Raw genomic sequence first — 15,771 nt, 5'->3', positions numbered from 1 at the left:
AAGCAGCTGACTCGTGGCGTCGAACCCTCGTTGCCGGCTTTCTTACTCGTGAGACAACGGACCGCACTGCTTTCGCTGTGCGGCCCCATGCATTGTCACCGTGCAACCGCCTACAGCTGCGCAACCATCACCGAGATGTACTGCGGGTTGTAGCTCAGGCTGGTCGCATCGCCGGTGCGGTAGCAGACCCCCGCGGTGTAGCGCCCTTCAGGCACGTTCACGAAGTGGTACATGAACGGCGTCACGGTGGGCATGCTGGCCGTGGAGATTGGCATGTGGAACGGGGCGGAGATCGTGCCCGCCTCGTTGATCAGGCAGGCGGCCACTTCAACCGGTGACTGCGCCCCGGTGATGCCCGAGGTGCCATTCACGATCACCACTTGCCCGGGCTTCACGTCGAACACCGCGGTTTGAAAGATCGGAATGTCCGTCTGACCCAGGTTTGCACGCCCTGATTTGTCGAACATGAAGGTGTCGACATAGACAACACCGCTAGGTCCTTGGATGCCCGGGATCCCCTGCAAACCGCGGGGTCCGGTTGGACCCGTCGAGCCGTTGGTTCCGTTCGTCCCAGCGGGGCCGGTGGGACCCGTGGGGCCCTGACTTCCGTTCGTACCGTTCGTGCCCGCTGGGCCGGTGGGACCCGTGGGACCCTGACTTCCGTTCGTGCCGTTCGTGCCCGCCGGCCCCGTCGGACCCGTCGGACCTTGAGCGCCGTTCGTACCGTTCGTACCAGCGGGTCCAGTTGGACCGCGCGCACCGGTTGGACCCGCCGCACCCGTCGGGCCTTGAGCGCCCGTAGGACCCTGAGCGCCTTGAGCGCCCGTAGGACCCTGAGCGCCTTGAGCGCCCGTAGGACCTGGAGCGCCCTGAGCACCCGTGGTGCCAGCGGGTCCTTGGGGTCCTGTCGGTCCTTGGGGACCGGTCGGTCCAACTAAGCCGCTGCTTGGTCCGACCCAGTTACCGGACTCATCGATCACCAATCCGCCGCCCACGCTCACGGCGCGCGGCGAGATATTGCCGATCGCGTTCTCACACACCAGCGCATAAGGCGCGCTAACGAGGGGTTCTCGCGGGCTCATCTCGGTGTCGCCGTCAACCGCTACCCCGAGGTAACGCGTCGTGCCGTCGAAGAGCGCGGGGCTGAGCGGAGTCGTCTGGCCCAGCACGAGCGCGAAGTAGCCGTCTTCGATGGTGACGTCGACGGTCTCCGTCCACAGCACGGTGCCGTCCACGGAAGCGTCATACAGGGTGAACACGAAGCTCAGCGTGCCGTTCACTGGCTGGCCCATGTCGTCGAAGAGGCGACCCTGATGGCCGAGGTACGGCGGCACCTCTTGAGCGACTGCGACCGACTGAAAGCACACCGCAGCCGCTGCTGCTGCGATCGTCATCTTGATGCGAGAAATCTTGCGCGTCATTTGCTTACCCTTCCAGCCGCGTCAGTGGACGCTGCCCACCAACCCACCGTGCATCGAGTACTTACCGCCTGAAGCAGGCTTGCTGCTGCCCGGCGATTGCCCCGCGGAAATCATCAACTTGAAACGAGGGGACTTCATGTACGCCCCTCCCGAAACCGCCCGCGTCCCCGGAGCCCCGGGGTCCGGAGGATCCGGCGGCATGCCGCCAGTGCCCCCCGTGGTGCCACCCGTACCGCCCACACCGCCGGTGCTGGGTACGCCGCCCGTGCCGCCCGTGGGCATGCCACCCGTCCCCGCAGCACCCGCGCTACCGGCCATGCCGGCGCTACCGCCCTCGGGAGCGGCGCCGTCAGCACCCGCATCCTGACCTCTGCCGGCGCGCTTCTGACTGTCTGCGTCGTCGCAGGCGAGCTGCGCGAACCCGACGCACAAGCAGAGCAGCGTGAGTCCCCACCCGCGTAGCAGCGCCCTCGGCGCGCCACTCCGGTTGTACGACGGTGTAGTCATGAGGCGGACTTTTACCGAATCCGAGGCACCGTCAAGTTCTCCTAAGGGCGCATTTCAGTGTCCCCCTTGATAAGCTCGACGAAAGCCGCAACTCGCGTTTCGAGCCAGGAGTTTCCTTAAATGTTTCCGCACAACTTCCGATCTTCACGCGCTTGGAAAGCCGTGTTTCCCCTGCTGTTTGTTGCCACGACTGGCTGCGGTGACGCAGGGAGTAGCAGCGCGGGAGTCGGCCAAGGCGGAAGCTCTCAGGGCGGCAACGGTCAAGGCGGAAGCGCTCAAGGAGGCAGCGGCTTTGGCGGCGACGGCTTCGGTGGGAGCCTGGGAGTGGACTCGGGCACCGACGGGGGCAACAGCCGCTGTGCAAGCGGCGCCGAGTGGATCTACCTGGTCGACAGCAACAACATCCTGCTTCAGTTCCGCCCGGATTCGCTCACGCTGACCCCAATCGGCAACTTGAACTGTCCGTCGAGCGCTGGGGATACGCCGTTTTCCATGGCCGTCGACCGCGACGCGACCGCCTGGGTGCTTTACCAGAGCGGAAACATCTTCCATGTCGATACCTCCAACGCGGCCTGCACGGCGACCGGCTTTCAAGCGGGCCAGTCTGGCCTGACCAACTTCGGCATGGGCTTCGTCTCCAACGACGCCGACCAGGGCGAAACTTTGTTCGTGGCGGGAGGGACTTCCGTTACCGTGGGGAATGCTACCCTCGCCTCCATCGACACCCTAAGCCTCCAGCTCACCACCATCGGCCAAATCAACGGCTGGCCAGAGCTGACGGGCACCGGCAGCGGACAGCTCTGGGCCTTCAGCCCCAATACCAGCCCGCCCACCATCCAGCGGTTGGACAAGACGAGCGGCGGCGTGGCCGAGAACTTCAACGTGAGCCAGCTCACCGGCAGTCCAAGCGCCTGGGCGTTCGCGTTTTGGGGCGGCGGCTTCTACGTCTTCTTGCAGCGCGCGCTGGAGACCAGCACCAATATCTGGTTCTTCGACCCCAACACGCAGAACCTGACGCAGGCGGTGGGCAACACCGGCTACCGCATCGTCGGCGCAGGCGTGTCGACCTGCGCGCCTCTGACGCCTCCCGCCTGAAGCAGCCTCTGGGGCCCGGACTTTGCGCGGTCGCTGCGCTTGCCCGAACCACACTCCAGAGCGCCTCTCCCCCCGATCTAGATCCCCAAGATCCCGTGGCGGGTCTGGGGGTGAGGAGCGCTCGGTCCGAAGGGCGTTGACGTGCCGGCGCAGCGGTCTCACGACGGCGATATGAGGATTTTGCTCGTTATGCCAACCCCGTTCGAGACGGGTCGCCTCGGCCTCGAGAATGTCGTGTGGCTCTCGGAGCCCGTGGCGCTCACCAGCATCGCGGCGGCGGTGCCCGAAGAACACGAAATCCGCTTGCTCGACATGCGCCTCGAACCAGAGGACGCCCTGGCCAAGGCCCTCGTGGAGTTCGAACCCGACCTGGTTGGGACCACGAGCATGACGACCGACGTCTACCAGGCGAAGGCCGTGCTGCGCATGACACGTCAAATCCGCCCGGAAGCGCTGACGGTAGTGGGCGGGCACGCCCCGACTCTGCAGCCGCAAGAGTTCGAGGCGGACTACATCGACGTCGTGGTGCAAGGCGAAGGTGAACACACGTTCCGGCAGCTCGTCGCGCGCTGGCATGAGGTGGTCACTCAGGGCACGCAGCTCGAGGCGACCAATCGACGCTTCCCCGGGATCCCCGGAGTGCGCTACCGCGACGAAGCGGGCTACGTGGTCAACGCCAAGCGCGAGCAGACTCAAGCCCTCGACGAGCTCCCGCCCCCCGACCGGAGCCTGGTTGCGAAGTACTACGGGCGCTACTTCTTCACCGTCGCGCGGCCGATGGCGAGCATCTTCACCAGTCGAGGCTGCTCCTTCGACTGCAACTTCTGCGCGATCTGGGAGTTCTACGAGCGCCGCACCCGCTTCTTATCCGCGGAGAAAATCGCGGATCAGATGGAAGCCTGCAAGGAAGACTTCATCTTCGTACTGGATGACAACTTCCTCACGAGTAAGCGCCGCCTCGTCGAGCTGTGCGACGAGCTCGAACGCCGCAAGCTCAAGAAGTTCTGGATGACCCAAGGTCGCACCGACTTCGTCGCCGACAACCCGGACCTGATCGCGCGCCTGGCGAAGAACGGCTTGATCGGCCTGCTCAGCGGCTTCGAGTCCAACGACGACGACAGCCTGGCGTCCCTGCGCAAGAAGAACACCTGGGAGAAGAACAAGCGCGCCAATCAAATCCTCCGGGAAAATGGCATCTTCTCTACCGGCATCTTCATGGTACGCGCCGATTGGACGAAGGAGCAGTTCCAGGGGTTGTACGACTACATCAACACCCTGGAGATTGGCATCCCGCTGGTCACCATCCTCACGCCGCTGCCGGGGACCCAGCTGTACCGCGCCTACCAGGACAAGCTCCTCACGAACGACTACCGGTTGTTCGACCTGCTCCATGCGGTGCTGCCCACTAAGCTACCCCGTGAAGAGTTCTACAAGGAGTTCGCGCGCGCTCTGGACGCGACGGAAGACTCAGCACATCGCGCGATGAAGAACGTGGCAAAGCGTCGGCCAGACTTCATGAAGAAGTACGCCAAGAACATGCTGTGGTTCTACGCGCGCACCTGGCGCTACCAGCGGGTGCATCGGGACTACCGCTCCTTCTTGCGAGACGAGGAAGGCCTCTTGAATGGTCCCGGCTCCAAAGCTCAGCTCACCTGGCGCGACGTCGAGTATCCGCGCGGCGACGAGCACGGCAAGCAAGCACAGGCGGAGCCGACGCTCGTGAAGCTACGCATCCCCCGCGACACCTGGGTGGACGAGCTGCCGAAGGCTGGCGTCGCTCCGCCAAAGCGCAACAACCCAGACTCCCCCATCGCTGCCGAGTGAGGAACCCGATGACCCAATCAGCCAAAGCATTCCTCAAGGATCTACGCCGCGAGATCGAGTCTCACCCCGCGGTGAACCACCTGTTCTTGAATCGACTCGCAACGAGCCCATTCGCCAAGCAGGACTACCGCGTCTTCGCGGAGAACCACTACGCTCTGGTTTGCGTCTTCACGAGCTACCTCGAGTCCCTGCTGGTGCGAGCCCCGGACAGCGAAGCCAAGCTGTGGCTCGCCAAGGTGCTAGTCGACGAGTACGGTGAAGGCTCCGAGGGGCGCGACCACAGCAATCTCTACGCAAGCTTCCTCGAGGCAACGGGCGGCGACCCCGAGCGCGTGATGGAAGAGCGACTGCGCGGCCCAGCTCACGGTTTCATCTCCACGCATCGGCGCCTGGTGCGTGAGCGGCCTTTTCTCGAAGGTTTGGGTGCAGTGGGCCCCGGCCACGAGTGGGCGATCCCGAAGATGTTCGAGGCGGTGATCCCAGGGCTGCGTCGCGCTGGCTTCACCGAAACCGAGATCCAGTACTTCACGTTGCACGTGGAGCAAGACGACGACCACGGCAGCTGGCTCGAGGAGGCCCTCGAGCGCTACGCTGGTGAAGAGTCGGCGCAGCGCGAAATCCGCCGCGGAGCCATCGCGAGCCTCGAGGCCCGCGGCCGCTTCTGGGACGGCGTGCAACGTGACGTGATCCGCTATCGCCAACCTCGCGCGCCTCGCCCCGATGGCCCTCGCCAGCGTCCGCTCTTGGGTGAGGTGCTGATCACCGCGTGGGATGGCTTCGCTACGGGCAAGGAGCTGGAAGACCGCGTGCGAGGCTGGTGGGCAGAGCGCCGTCCAACGCTGAGCGGCCTCAAGCAGCTCACACGGCAACTCTGATCTCGTCACCGCGAAGCGACAGGGCTAGAGCCGAGTCATGAAGCGCCGCACGTGGCTCGCGGGAGGCTTGGCGCTCGGAGGCGCCGGCCTACTCGAGTACCTGTCACTACGCGGTGACTTCGACAATCGCTCTGCGGTCGCCGTCGCGGGCACGCAGCGCTACCAAGCGAGCGTGCGGGAGCTTGAGGCAGGCAAGGTCGAAAACGCCTTGCTGCATCTCTCGCATTCGACTCACCTCATCGTTCTGGACGGCAAGCGTATCCTTACGGATCCGTGGTTCTTCGATCCAGCGTTCGGCTCCCTGGATCACGCCGTGGCGCCCCCAGTGGCGGCGGATCAAGTCGGTAAGCTGGACGCCATCTTGGTGAGTCACGACCATCCTGATCACGCCGACCCTCAGGCGCTCGATCGCCTGGACAAGAGCGCGACCGTGATCGTCGGCTTGGCAGCGCTGGAGTCAAAGCTCAAGCAGCTGGGCTTCGCCAACGTGCTGCGCATCGGCGAGTGGGAAGAGGGCGCGCTCGGAGGTCTGAAGCTCACTGCGACTCCTGCGCTGCACGACGCGCCCGAGGTTGGTTTCGTGCTCAAAGGCAAGCGAACCAGTGTCTACTTTGGTGGCGATACGACGCTGATCGACGCACACCACCGCATCGGAGAGCAGTTCGCGCCGACGGTATCGATCCTCCCTGTGGACGGAACACGTATCCGCTGGGAACCGCTGTTGGTGATGGACCCCGCGCTTGCCGTGGAAGCCACTCGGCGCTTGAAGAGCAAGCAGGTCTTCCCAAGTCACCATCAAGCGGGATACTCGGATCCGCTTGCTGAGCACCTGCTCTCCACAACGGTTGTGGGGGCCGGCGCCGATTTCGCGGCGCGCGTCGGCAGAGAGCTCAGCGGTGTAAAGGCCGAGCAACCCGAGCCCGGAGAGTTGATACCGTTCATGCAGAGTGCCTAGCGGTGACAATCCCAAGGATGAGTCATACCCCCGGTCTCCGAACCAGCGGGTTACAGTCCAATGCATGAGCGGGTGGAGTGGGGACTTGGTGGTGATGGGCTCAGGCGCCGCGGGGCTGAGCGCCGCGCTTGCTGCGCGTGCGAAGGGTCTCTCCGTGTTGGTCGTCGAAGCCGCAGACACGATCGGCGGCACCACAGCGGTCAGCGGCGGAGTGATCTGGGTGCCCTGCAACAAGCATCAAGCGGCCCTCGGTGTCGAAGACTCCCCCAGCCAAGCTCTGACCTATCTCGAGCGCATCAGCGAGGGACTCACGCCTCGCGCATTGCTCGAGCGTTACCTCGAGGTAGCGCCGCTGATGCTAGAGTTCGTCGAAGAGTCCATCGGCCAGAGCTTCGAGTGCCTCGGTACTTACCCCGACTATCAGCCGGAGTTGCCGGGCGGCATGGCGGGCGGCCGCTCCTTGGACAACCCGCTCTACGACACCAATCGCTTGAAGGACTGGCAGCCCAGGCTGCGCAAGAACCCGCTCACCGGCAAGGCGCCCATGACGATCGGCGAGGCGATGAAGTGGCAGGTCTTCTCCAAGCCGCTGGCCTTTCCTTTCCGTGAGGTTTACGAGCGCTACAAGCGCGGGTTCGTCCACGGCGGCGCGGCGCTGATCGGGCGTATGCTCGAGGCTTGCCTAGAACGTGGCGTGGAGTTTCGCCTCGAAACGCGGGGGCGAGAACTACTCCGCGACGAAAGCGGCAGCGTCAACGGGCTGCGCGCGGAGAGCGGCGGTGAAGCATTGGATTTCCACGGGCGACGCGGAGTGGTGCTTGCGAGCGGTGGCTTCGCCTGGAATGAAGCGCTCTGCAAAGACTTCTTGCTTGGAGTGCCCACGCATCCAGCGAGCGTCCCCACTTCGCGCGGAGACGGCCTGCAGATGGCGATGCAGGCCGGCGCAGCGCTCGGCAACATGAGCCACGCTTGGTGGTGCCCCGCGGTTGAAGTCCCCGGTGAGACGTACGACGGCGCAGCGCTCTATCGCCCCGAGTTCGCCGCGCGGTGCCTGCCCCACTCACTGATTGTCAACGCCGCGGGACAGCGTTTCACCGCGGAAGCAACCAACTACAACGACGTCACGAAGCCTTTCTTCGACCACGCCCCTGTGGGCTACCGTCAGAAGAACCTGCCAGCGTTCCTAATCGTGGACCAGCAATACCGGGAGAAGTACGCCCTGCTGAGCGTGCCCCCGCTGATCCCCGGTGTGGATCCCAAGCCGCTGCCGGACTGGGTGCAAAGCGCGCCCACCCTCGGCGAGCTCGCCAAACGCTGTGGGATCGACCCGGTCGGCCTCCAGCGCAGCGTGGACCGCTTCAACACCTTCGCCAGCTCCGGAAACGACGAGGACTTCGGACGCGGGATCTCTGCCTTCGACCGCTTCTACGGTGACCCTTCGAACTCCCCCAACCCAAACCTGGGTGAGCTTCGCAAGCCACCGTTCTTTGCCGTGCGGTTACACCCGAGCACCATCGGCACCAAGGGCGGCCCCAAGGTGGACGAACACGCGCGCGTCTTGCAGCCCGACGGAGAGCCGATACCGGGCCTCTACGCGGCGGGGAACGCCATGGCGAGCATCATGGGGCCGGGCTATCCAGGGGCGGGAGCCACGATCGGAGTCGCCCTCGCCTGGGGCTACCTCGCAGGGACCCACGCGGGCAGCTCCCCAAGCTGATGCATTTTCCGTACGGTTATTTGTGTGGCTTCTTGGGGGGAGAGGTGCGGCGTACCCACACCGACCCACTGACCGGGTCCCAGTTTTCCGCGAATCCGGTAATTTTTCCCTGCTTTGAAGCTCCGTGCTGGTAGCAAAATTCCACGCTGATTGACCTACATTCCACCCCGTTTGTGGCCCGCGCGCAGACGCGAGCGCTCGGGTTTTGGCGACAAGCGCCGACGCAGCGCTCACGAGACTTATTCAACGCTCGAAAGCCCGACGCAAAAGGTTTGGATTTCAAGTATTTGCGAAGCGTCCGAATTTTACACAACGCGAGTGCTCAGATTCTTGCTGCTCGGATCTGGTCAACCTAGTTGAAGCCAGCTAAGCCATCGCTCGGGTTTGGGTCAGCGGGAAAGCCGAATACGCGGCAGCCGCAAAGGGACCCGCATTGAGGAGTCTTAATCAACATGAAGTACACCACCCTTTCCATCATCGGTCTGTTTGCGTTCTCGACCGCTCTCATCAACTGCACCACATCTGACAGCGACGGCGGCACGGGCGGCACGGCGGGCACCGGCAACGCGGGCAGCGGCGGCACCGGCAACGGGGGTAGCGGCGGAACCAGCACCACCGGCGGAACCGGCGGAACCAGCACCTCCGGCGGAACCGGCGGAACCAGCACCACCGGCGGAACCAGCTCGACGGGTGGCACCGGTGGCGGCGACAGCTGCACCGACGGCGGCACGGGCGACTGCCAGACCTGCCAGACAACGGCTCAGAGCGCTGGCGGCTGCTGTGAGTCCGAGGCTGCTGCCTGTGGCGCAGAGCAAGACTGCGTTGATTTCGACGACTGCATCACCCCCTGCTTCGACGGACAGGGCAACGCGGACCAGGCGTGCCTTCAGCAGTGCGCGACCGATCACCAGACCGGTTTCGGCATCTACCAAGCGCTGGTGGTCTGCGTGGTGGGCGACGGCCAAAGCGCCGTTGGCGCTTGCGGCAACGTCTGTCAGTGATTCACTGAGTCACAGCCAAGGTCAAGGAAGGGAGCCCGAAAGGGCTCCCTTCTGCCGTTTGTGCACCGACGCTACCGACACGCCTGAACCTTGGTCGGAGTGCACCCCAAGAACTCCGTCCACTCGTTGCAGTTCCCGTTCGAACTCACGCGATAGCACTTCCAGTCCGCAGTCTCCCCACACGCTGGCAAGGTCTCCAGTCCCAGGATGTCCCAGCCATCGTGGCATTCGGTTTGGGAGAGCGCCACGGCGGTGGTGTACTGCTGCTCCTCCACCCCATCGCAGTTGTAGTCGAACGGCTTCTGCCCCGGGATGTTGTGTGGCGTGGTGTAGTACGTCGTTTCCCCAGGGTAAACACTTGCCGCTCCAGTGACACTGCTGCTGTCCACACAGTCGCCGCCCAGGTCAGCGTACTGGCCACTGGCGCTACACGTTTTACCGGAGAAGCCGTCCCCATCTTCGTCGATGAACGTGTTGACGCAGGCGCCGCTGCTGCTGTTGCAGCTGTCCGCCGTGCAGGCATCACCGTCGTCGCAGGTGTCTGCCGTCTGCGGACCACACGTGTGGGTCGTCTGGTTGCACTGGGAGAGCACACACTTGAGCCCGGCGACGCAGTCATCGCTGGTGGTGCAGGTGTACTGACAGTCGTCGCGGCAACCGTCCGTCTGGTTGCCGTTCTTCTTGTCGTCGCAGGCTTCGCCCCGTCCATCGTCGGCGTAGCCGTCACCGCAGCGGCTCACCACACACTGCTGGTTCAGGCAGATGTAACGTTCACCCCCTGCATCACTTGCGTCGGCTCCAGCGTCATTCGCTCCCGCGTCCGTGTCCAGCGCGCAACCCTGCCCGTCGGGTTGGCCGCTGCACGCGGTCACCACGCCACCGCTGCCGCCATTGCCACCCTGCGCCCCGCTGCCGCCTTGCGCACCCGCTCCACCGGCGCCACTGCCACCATCGGCACCGCTGCCGCCTTCAGCGCCACCACCTCCGGCGCCCCCCGCCTCGACCGCACCCGGCTTGAACTCATCGAGTCCAATCAACGCGCTGCAGCCCGCGCAAAGCAGAATCAGCACGCTCAGGGCACCGCGGGGAAGTGAAGCCATGGCCGTATGTGACCCTTAGCTTCCCCCTCGTCAATCAGCCGTAGGGCGAAACGCGGCGGCTTCGGCGCTCCCTCCCCCCCAAAATCCACTACGTCAGCGCGCGAGGACACCAGGCGGGCACCGGCTCGAGGTAGGTCAACACCCCGTCGCGCTTCGCGCACACGAGTCGAGGGCTAGCCCAGCGCTCGCTTGCATCGAACACCTGCGCGAGCTCGAACGCCTCAAGAGCAGCCAGCAGGTTTCCAAGGCTTGCCTGATAGATGTCGCGGATGTCGCTTGCTGCCGCACCGTGACCGCCTCCCTGCGCACGCATCGTGACGCGAGCCACGTTCTCCTCCACGTCGGATGTTGCGACGTAGCGCAATACGGTCAAGAACCCTGTTTCCGCGCAGAACTAGCTTGCCCCACGGAGACTAGCGTACGGAGCGTTGTCTCGACGGCAAAAGAGCGCCCTTCAGCGATATGTCTCAGCACGAAGGCCTCGCACTCTTGGGCTACTGCGCTCCGAGTGGCCTTGGAGATCGCCGTATAGCTCCCCTGCAACTGGGCGCAGCGGGCGTCGATACTGAAGGCGTCGATCCCGAACGCAGTGACCGGGAACAAAGTGGTCTTGCCGCTACCCGCGGGTCCGGCAACCACCACCATGATGGGTCGGGTCACGCTTCTCAGCCGGTTTCAACAGTGGTCTGGGCGTCGGGAGTCATGTTCGCCGGCAAATCTTCGGAGCGGAGGTCCCCGCCTGGAGTGACAATACCCATCCGCTCGAGACGAGCTCGGGCCCCGTCAAGACGAGCTTTGCCAAGCTCCCGAACCCGCCTGTCCCACTTGGCTTCATCGGATTCCCGTTCCAGGTCCAAGTCGTCCACACGGGCAGTAGCGGGAAACGGAAACGCCTTGGCAACCATCACAATAGCGTGACGCAGCTCTTCGCGCCTGGCTAGTCAGAATGCAGCGAAGAACTGGGCCCTAACGCTAGCGTCGTGCGACTTCCTCCAAGGTGAGCTGGGCGGAGCTGCTGAAGAAGGTCAAGGGGGTGCTGGACATCGAGCTGGTGAAGCTCAGTGACGCCAAGATCACCCTGGGTACCGTGATCATCGTGGTCGGTATCCTGGTGCTGACCCACGTCGTATCGAAGCTCATCCAGGCCGGGATCAAGCGGGCCCTGCACAAGCGTGGCATCGAGACCGGTGGCGGTCTGGCCACGGCGAACCGCCTCACTCACTACGCGATCATGGTGATCGGCGTTGGCGTCGCGCTACAAACCGCGGGGATCAAGATTGGCGCCCTGTTCGCAGCGGGCGCTGTATTCGCGGTTGGCTTCGGTTTTGCGATGCAGAACATCGCGCAGAACTTCGTGAGCGGCGTGATCCTGCTGATCGAACGCTCGATCCACGCGGAAGACATCGTCGAGCTAAACGATGAACCCGCCCGCATCATCTACATGGGGATCCGCTCCACGCTGGTCGAGACCCTGGATGGCGAGAGCCTGATCGTCCCGAACTCCACGTTGGTGCAGGCAACGGTGAAGAACTACACGCTGCGCGACTCGCATTTTCGTGTGCGCATCGGAGTTGGAGTCTCCTACTCCAGCGACATGAAGCTCGTGCGCAAGGTGCTCGAAGAGGTCGTCGAGGCGCTGAGCGAAGAACGCAAAGGGCAAGTCTTCATGACCGACTTCGGTAGCTCCAGCGTGGACTGGGAGGTCGCAGTGTGGACCGGCAACCCCTGGCGTTTCCGCATGAAACAGTCCGAGGTGCGCGAGGCCATTTGGGAGGCGTTCGCCGCCCAGGGGATCGTGATCTCCTTCCCTCAAGTCGATGTGCATTTCGATCCGCCAGTCGCCGAAGGCTTGGCGCGCTTGGGAAAAAAGGCGGCCTGATAGGACGCTGACCCAGCTTTGAGAAGCCCCTCAGCGGCGTAACTAATCGTCGGCCCCGCGCCTTGGAATAAGCGGATTCCATGGGTTTGTCTGCGGTCCCAACGCCCCCTGAGTTATCGTCCCGTGGCCGCAGCGCCCCACCGCTGCGCGCCATGCGAGGAGAGGGCCATGCATCCGCCGCTCGACGACTACCCGATTCATCACAGCCTCTGCTGCGTCCTGTGGCGAGGTGCGGAGACTTCGCTTGAAGGCTTCGCAGCCAGCCTCGAACCCGCGCTCGCTGAGCTGGTGACGGAGCTCGACGGGAGCGCTGAGTTAAGCGGTGCCGCTACGGGCGCGCTGACCTTGAACCTGGCAGATGGGCCGCCATCGCCGCTCGAACGCTCTCAAGAGGACGGCGGCCAGGTCGCGGCGCTCGTCACACTCCAATTACCACCAGGCAATTCTCGAGCGGAACAGGCCAGGAACGCTTGGGAAGTTCTCGAGCGGCACCTCGCGCCGCACGCCCATCACTTGGACGGCTACTTACTCGCTGTCGCTGTCGCACGCGACTACGAGCGCGCGTGGCCCGTCGGAGAGCGCTCCCCAGGCATCAAACAGATCAGCCTGATCTATCGCAAGCCAGAGCTGACTGAAGACGCGTTCCTACGCCACTGGCATCTGACTCACACGCCGCTGGCGCTGGAAGTCCACCCCCTCTGGCGCTACCTGCGCGGCGTGGTGGTCGAAGCGCTGAGCGAAGGCGCCCCGCCTTACGACGCCATCGTCGAGCTACAGTTCCGCGAGGAAGAGGACGTCACCGATCTCACGCGTTTCTACGGGGGCGATATCGCGAACATGAAGCGCATCGGTCGCGACGTCGCGAGCTTCATCGACCTCTCGAAGATCCACATCGTCAACACCAGCGAGCGCGTGCTCCACGCGCCAGCGCCCTCAGCTGCGGAGCAAGTATGATCCTCGACGATTTCCGCCTCGATCGCCAAGTGGCGCTGATCACCGGCGCCGGGAAAGGCATCGGCGCCGCCATTGCTGAAGCCTTCGCAGAGGCGGGAGCCGACGTCGTGCTCGCAGCTCGCACTGCAGCCGACCTCGAGTCGGTGGCGTCGCGGGTGCGGGCGCTGGGCGCAGAAGCCCTGGTCGTGCCGACGGATGTGACCGACCGCAAGGCGCTAGAGAGCTTGGTCGAAGCCACGCGGAAACATTTTGGGCGCCTGAGCGTGTTGGTCAACAACGCCGGCGGCGGCCCGTACAAGCCGGCGCTCGAGACGAGCGAACGCACCTTCGAGCATACGTTGCGCTTCAGCTTGACGTCTGCCTTCCTGCTGACGCGCCTCGCCGCGCGCTTGATGCTCGAAGGGGACGGTCCGGCTCCCGTCGGCTGTGTGCTCAACATCTCCTCGGCGCTGGACCACCAAGTGGAGCGCGGCTTCGTCGCTTACGCCACGGCGAAGGCTGGCCTGGCCCACATGACTCACGTCTTGGGCCATGAGCTCGCACCGAAGATCCGCGTCAATGGCTTGTCCGTTGGCTCCGTGGAGACGCCAGCCCTGGCGCCGTTCCTCGGCATGGAGGGCATGCGGGAGAAGATGGAGCAAGCGTTGCCGATGCGGCGCATCGGTCAGCCTCGAGACGTGGCAAGCGCCGCGATCTTCCTCTGCTCACCGGCAGCTTCATGGATCACCGGAAAGATGCTCGAAGTTGACGGCGGTGCAGTCGCGTCGAACTTCCCCATGGAAACGAGAGATCTGTGACGCGTTTCGCAGGCAAAGTCGCGCTCGTCACCGGCGCTGCTAGCGGCATCGGTCGCGCCACGGCGCTACGCCTCGCCGAAGAGGGCGCGAAGGTCGCGTGCGTCGACCTGCAGGCTGATGCCTTGGAAGAGGTGGTGAGCAGCTGCAAGGCCTCCGCAGGCGATGCCCTCAGCTTCGCCCTCGACGTCAGCGACGAAGCGAGCGTCACGAAGTGCGTGGCAAGCACGGTGCAACACTTCGGGCAGCTGAACGTGTTGTGCAACGTGGCGGGGATTCTGCGTTTCGAGCACAGCCACCAGATCAAGCTCAGCGACTGGCAACGCATCCTTGACGTGAACCTGACAGGCACCTTCTTGTTTTGCCGCGAGGCAATTCCCCATTTGTTGAAGGTCAAGGGTGCGATCGTGAACACCTCGAGCACCGCTGCGCTCGGTGGTCACCCCTGGACCTTGGCCTATACCGCGTCAAAGGGCGGCATCTTGTCCCTGACCCATGGGCTCAGCGTCGAGTACAAGAACCAAGGGCTCCGTGCCAACGCCGTCTGCCCTGGCGCGGTGAAGACACCCATGCACAACGCGTTCGTGTTGCCCGAAGGCGCGGACCCGGGACTCCTCGCGCGCATCACCGGACAGGACAAGTACCGCCCGCCGGAAGCTGCCGCGAGCTTGATCTGCTTTCTGGCGTCCAAGGACGCGGCTCACATCAATGGCGAACACATCCGCGTGGATGGAGGAATGCTGGCATGAAGTATACGTTTTCTCCTGCGCTCTCCCCGATCGATCACTACCTGCCCCTCGCGCGCACCGCCGAGGAGTGCGGCTTCACCCACGCAGCGCTGCCGGACGCTGTTTTCTACCCGGAAAAGGTCGACGAAGACTATCCGTACACCGCTGACGGCAAGCGCTTCTGGACGGCAGACACGCCCTGGCTCGAGCCGTGGGTCGCCATCCCTGCCATGGCGGCGGTCACCGAAAAGCTCGGCTTCTGCACCAGCGTGATGAAGCTCGCCATACGCAACCCGTTGCTCGTCGCGCGCACCGTGCAGTCGTGTGCGGTGCTGGCTGAGGGGCGCGTCATCCTCGGTGTCGGCCTCGGTTGGATCCCCGAGGAATTCGAATGGTGCGGCGCGGACTACAAGACACGCGGCCCACGCGCGAACGAAGCCATCGAGATCATCCGGCTGCTGCTCGGCGGCGGCATGGTGGAGTACCACGGAGAGCACTACAACTTTGACCGCTTGCAGATCTCACCTGCCCCGAAGCAGCGGGTCCCTATCTACGTCGGTGGTCACACGAAGCCTGCCATCCGCCGCACGGTGAAGTATGCCGACGGCTGGACCAGCGCGATGCTGACAACTCCTCAGATTGCGGAGCTGGTCAGTGAGATCAAGGCGGCCCTCAAGGAGGCGGGGCGCGAGAACGACCCCTTCGAGTACCAAGTCACCTGCATGGACGCCTACAACAAGGACGGCTTCAAGCGCCTCGAAGAGGTCGGCGTGACTGACGCCATCGTGCAACCCTGGCTGTTCTACGGCGTGGCAATGAACGGCAGCTTGCAAGAGAAGCAAGACGGCATGAAGCGCTTCGCCGAGCAGGTCATTCACGCGGACTAGCCGCGCCTCTACCGGTGCGCGCGGAACCAGCGCA

Annotated in this window: 16 protein-coding genes; 11 read left to right on the top strand and 5 right to left on the bottom strand. The window is 64.2% G+C overall.

The window, feature by feature from the left end:
* Positions 1–110 precede the first annotated feature (110 nt).
* Together H6718_23225 and H6718_23220 are read right to left on the bottom strand one after the other, a co-directional pair.
* Positions 111–1,082, bottom strand: a complete 972-nt coding sequence (locus H6718_23225) for a hypothetical protein (protein ID MCB9588339.1) — start codon at positions 1,080–1,082, stop codon at positions 111–113.
* Between the two features lie 360 nt (positions 1,083–1,442).
* A complete protein-coding gene (locus H6718_23220; GenBank protein MCB9588338.1) occupies positions 1,443–1,928 on the bottom strand; it encodes a hypothetical protein in 486 nt (161 codons plus the stop codon).
* A 162-nt stretch (positions 1,929–2,090) separates the two neighbouring features.
* Here H6718_23220 and H6718_23215 point away from each other — a divergent pair, with 162 nt between their 5' ends.
* From H6718_23215 to H6718_23190, 6 genes are all read left to right on the top strand, one after another.
* A complete protein-coding gene (locus tag H6718_23215) occupies positions 2,091–3,023 on the top strand; it encodes a hypothetical protein (GenBank protein ID MCB9588337.1) in 933 nt (310 codons plus the stop codon).
* Between the two features lie 189 nt (positions 3,024–3,212).
* Positions 3,213–4,847 (top strand): cobalamin B12-binding domain-containing protein, encoded by a 1,635-nt coding sequence (locus H6718_23210; GenBank protein MCB9588336.1) that lies wholly within the window; start codon positions 3,213–3,215, stop codon positions 4,845–4,847.
* 8 nt (positions 4,848–4,855) lie between these two features.
* Positions 4,856–5,722 carry an iron-containing redox enzyme family protein gene (locus H6718_23205; GenBank protein ID MCB9588335.1) on the top strand — a complete coding sequence of 289 codons (867 nt, stop codon included), beginning with the start codon at positions 4,856–4,858 and terminating at the stop codon, positions 5,720–5,722.
* Positions 5,723–5,759: 37 nt separating this feature from the next.
* A complete protein-coding gene (locus H6718_23200; protein ID MCB9588334.1) occupies positions 5,760–6,677 on the top strand; it encodes an MBL fold metallo-hydrolase in 918 nt (305 codons plus the stop codon).
* A 64-nt stretch (positions 6,678–6,741) separates the two neighbouring features.
* Complete coding sequence (locus H6718_23195) at positions 6,742–8,394, top strand: FAD-dependent oxidoreductase (GenBank protein ID MCB9588333.1); 1,653 nt, start codon at positions 6,742–6,744, stop codon at positions 8,392–8,394.
* A 452-nt stretch (positions 8,395–8,846) separates the two neighbouring features.
* Positions 8,847–9,395 (top strand): hypothetical protein, encoded by a 549-nt coding sequence (locus H6718_23190; GenBank protein ID MCB9588332.1) that lies wholly within the window; start codon positions 8,847–8,849, stop codon positions 9,393–9,395.
* Positions 9,396–9,466: 71 nt separating this feature from the next.
* Here the strand turns inward: H6718_23190 and H6718_23185 are convergent, their stop codons facing one another.
* The 3 genes from H6718_23185 to H6718_23175 form a co-directional block, all read right to left on the bottom strand.
* Positions 9,467–10,495, bottom strand: a complete 1,029-nt coding sequence (locus tag H6718_23185) for a hypothetical protein (protein ID MCB9588331.1) — start codon at positions 10,493–10,495, stop codon at positions 9,467–9,469.
* Between the two features lie 88 nt (positions 10,496–10,583).
* Positions 10,584–10,868 (bottom strand): hypothetical protein, encoded by a 285-nt coding sequence (locus H6718_23180; protein ID MCB9588330.1) that lies wholly within the window; start codon positions 10,866–10,868, stop codon positions 10,584–10,586.
* Positions 10,865–11,155 (bottom strand): hypothetical protein, encoded by a 291-nt coding sequence (locus H6718_23175; protein ID MCB9588329.1) that lies wholly within the window; start codon positions 11,153–11,155, stop codon positions 10,865–10,867. Before H6718_23175 ends, H6718_23180 begins: the two co-directional genes overlap by 4 nt.
* Before the next feature lie 337 nt (positions 11,156–11,492).
* On the opposite strand from H6718_23175, the gene H6718_23170 reads away from it, so the two are divergent.
* From H6718_23170 to H6718_23150, 5 genes are all read left to right on the top strand, one after another.
* Positions 11,493–12,374 (top strand): mechanosensitive ion channel, encoded by an 882-nt coding sequence (locus H6718_23170; protein ID MCB9588328.1) that lies wholly within the window; start codon positions 11,493–11,495, stop codon positions 12,372–12,374.
* Positions 12,375–12,542: 168 nt separating this feature from the next.
* Entirely contained in the window at positions 12,543–13,328 is a 786-nt protein-coding gene (locus tag H6718_23165) for an EthD family reductase (protein ID MCB9588327.1), read from the top strand.
* The gene (locus H6718_23160) at positions 13,325–14,125 is read left to right on the top strand and encodes a glucose 1-dehydrogenase (GenBank protein MCB9588326.1); all 801 of its coding nucleotides are present in this window, start codon (positions 13,325–13,327) and stop codon (positions 14,123–14,125) included. Before H6718_23165 ends, H6718_23160 begins: the two co-directional genes overlap by 4 nt.
* Positions 14,122–14,871, top strand: coding sequence for an SDR family oxidoreductase (locus tag H6718_23155; GenBank protein ID MCB9588325.1), 750 nt, complete (start codon positions 14,122–14,124; stop codon positions 14,869–14,871). The genes H6718_23160 and H6718_23155 overlap by 4 nt, the downstream gene beginning before the upstream one ends.
* Positions 14,868–15,737, top strand: coding sequence for a TIGR03619 family F420-dependent LLM class oxidoreductase (locus tag H6718_23150; protein ID MCB9588324.1), 870 nt, complete (start codon positions 14,868–14,870; stop codon positions 15,735–15,737). Before H6718_23155 ends, H6718_23150 begins: the two co-directional genes overlap by 4 nt.
* Positions 15,738–15,771 lie beyond the last annotated feature (34 nt).

The organism is Polyangiaceae bacterium (genome assembly GCA_020633205.1).
Taxonomy (GTDB): domain Bacteria; phylum Myxococcota_A; class Polyangia; order Polyangiales; family Polyangiaceae; genus JAHBVY01.
This window is presented reverse-complemented; position numbering and strand designations above follow the sequence as displayed.

What these genes read in the sequence shown, in the direction of transcription:
- H6718_23195 (MCB9588333.1), top strand. Translation starts at nt 6,742, where the DNA reads ATGAGCGGGTGGAGTGGGGACTTGGTGGTGATGGGCTCAGGCGCCGCG.
- H6718_23160 (MCB9588326.1), top strand. Translation starts at nt 13,325, where the DNA reads ATGATCCTCGACGATTTCCGCCTCGATCGCCAAGTGGCGCTGATCACC.
- H6718_23185 (MCB9588331.1), bottom strand. Translation starts at nt 10,495, where the DNA reads ATGGCTTCACTTCCCCGCGGTGCCCTGAGCGTGCTGATTCTGCTTTGC.
- H6718_23220 (MCB9588338.1), bottom strand. Translation starts at nt 1,928, where the DNA reads ATGACTACACCGTCGTACAACCGGAGTGGCGCGCCGAGGGCGCTGCTA.
- H6718_23165 (MCB9588327.1), top strand. Translation starts at nt 12,543, where the DNA reads ATGCATCCGCCGCTCGACGACTACCCGATTCATCACAGCCTCTGCTGC.
- H6718_23210 (MCB9588336.1), top strand. Translation starts at nt 3,213, where the DNA reads ATGCCAACCCCGTTCGAGACGGGTCGCCTCGGCCTCGAGAATGTCGTG.
- H6718_23150 (MCB9588324.1), top strand. Translation starts at nt 14,868, where the DNA reads ATGAAGTATACGTTTTCTCCTGCGCTCTCCCCGATCGATCACTACCTG.
- H6718_23205 (MCB9588335.1), top strand. Translation starts at nt 4,856, where the DNA reads ATGACCCAATCAGCCAAAGCATTCCTCAAGGATCTACGCCGCGAGATC.
- H6718_23225 (MCB9588339.1), bottom strand. Translation starts at nt 1,082, where the DNA reads ATGAGCCCGCGAGAACCCCTCGTTAGCGCGCCTTATGCGCTGGTGTGT.
- H6718_23190 (MCB9588332.1), top strand. Translation starts at nt 8,847, where the DNA reads ATGAAGTACACCACCCTTTCCATCATCGGTCTGTTTGCGTTCTCGACC.
- H6718_23200 (MCB9588334.1), top strand. Translation starts at nt 5,760, where the DNA reads ATGAAGCGCCGCACGTGGCTCGCGGGAGGCTTGGCGCTCGGAGGCGCC.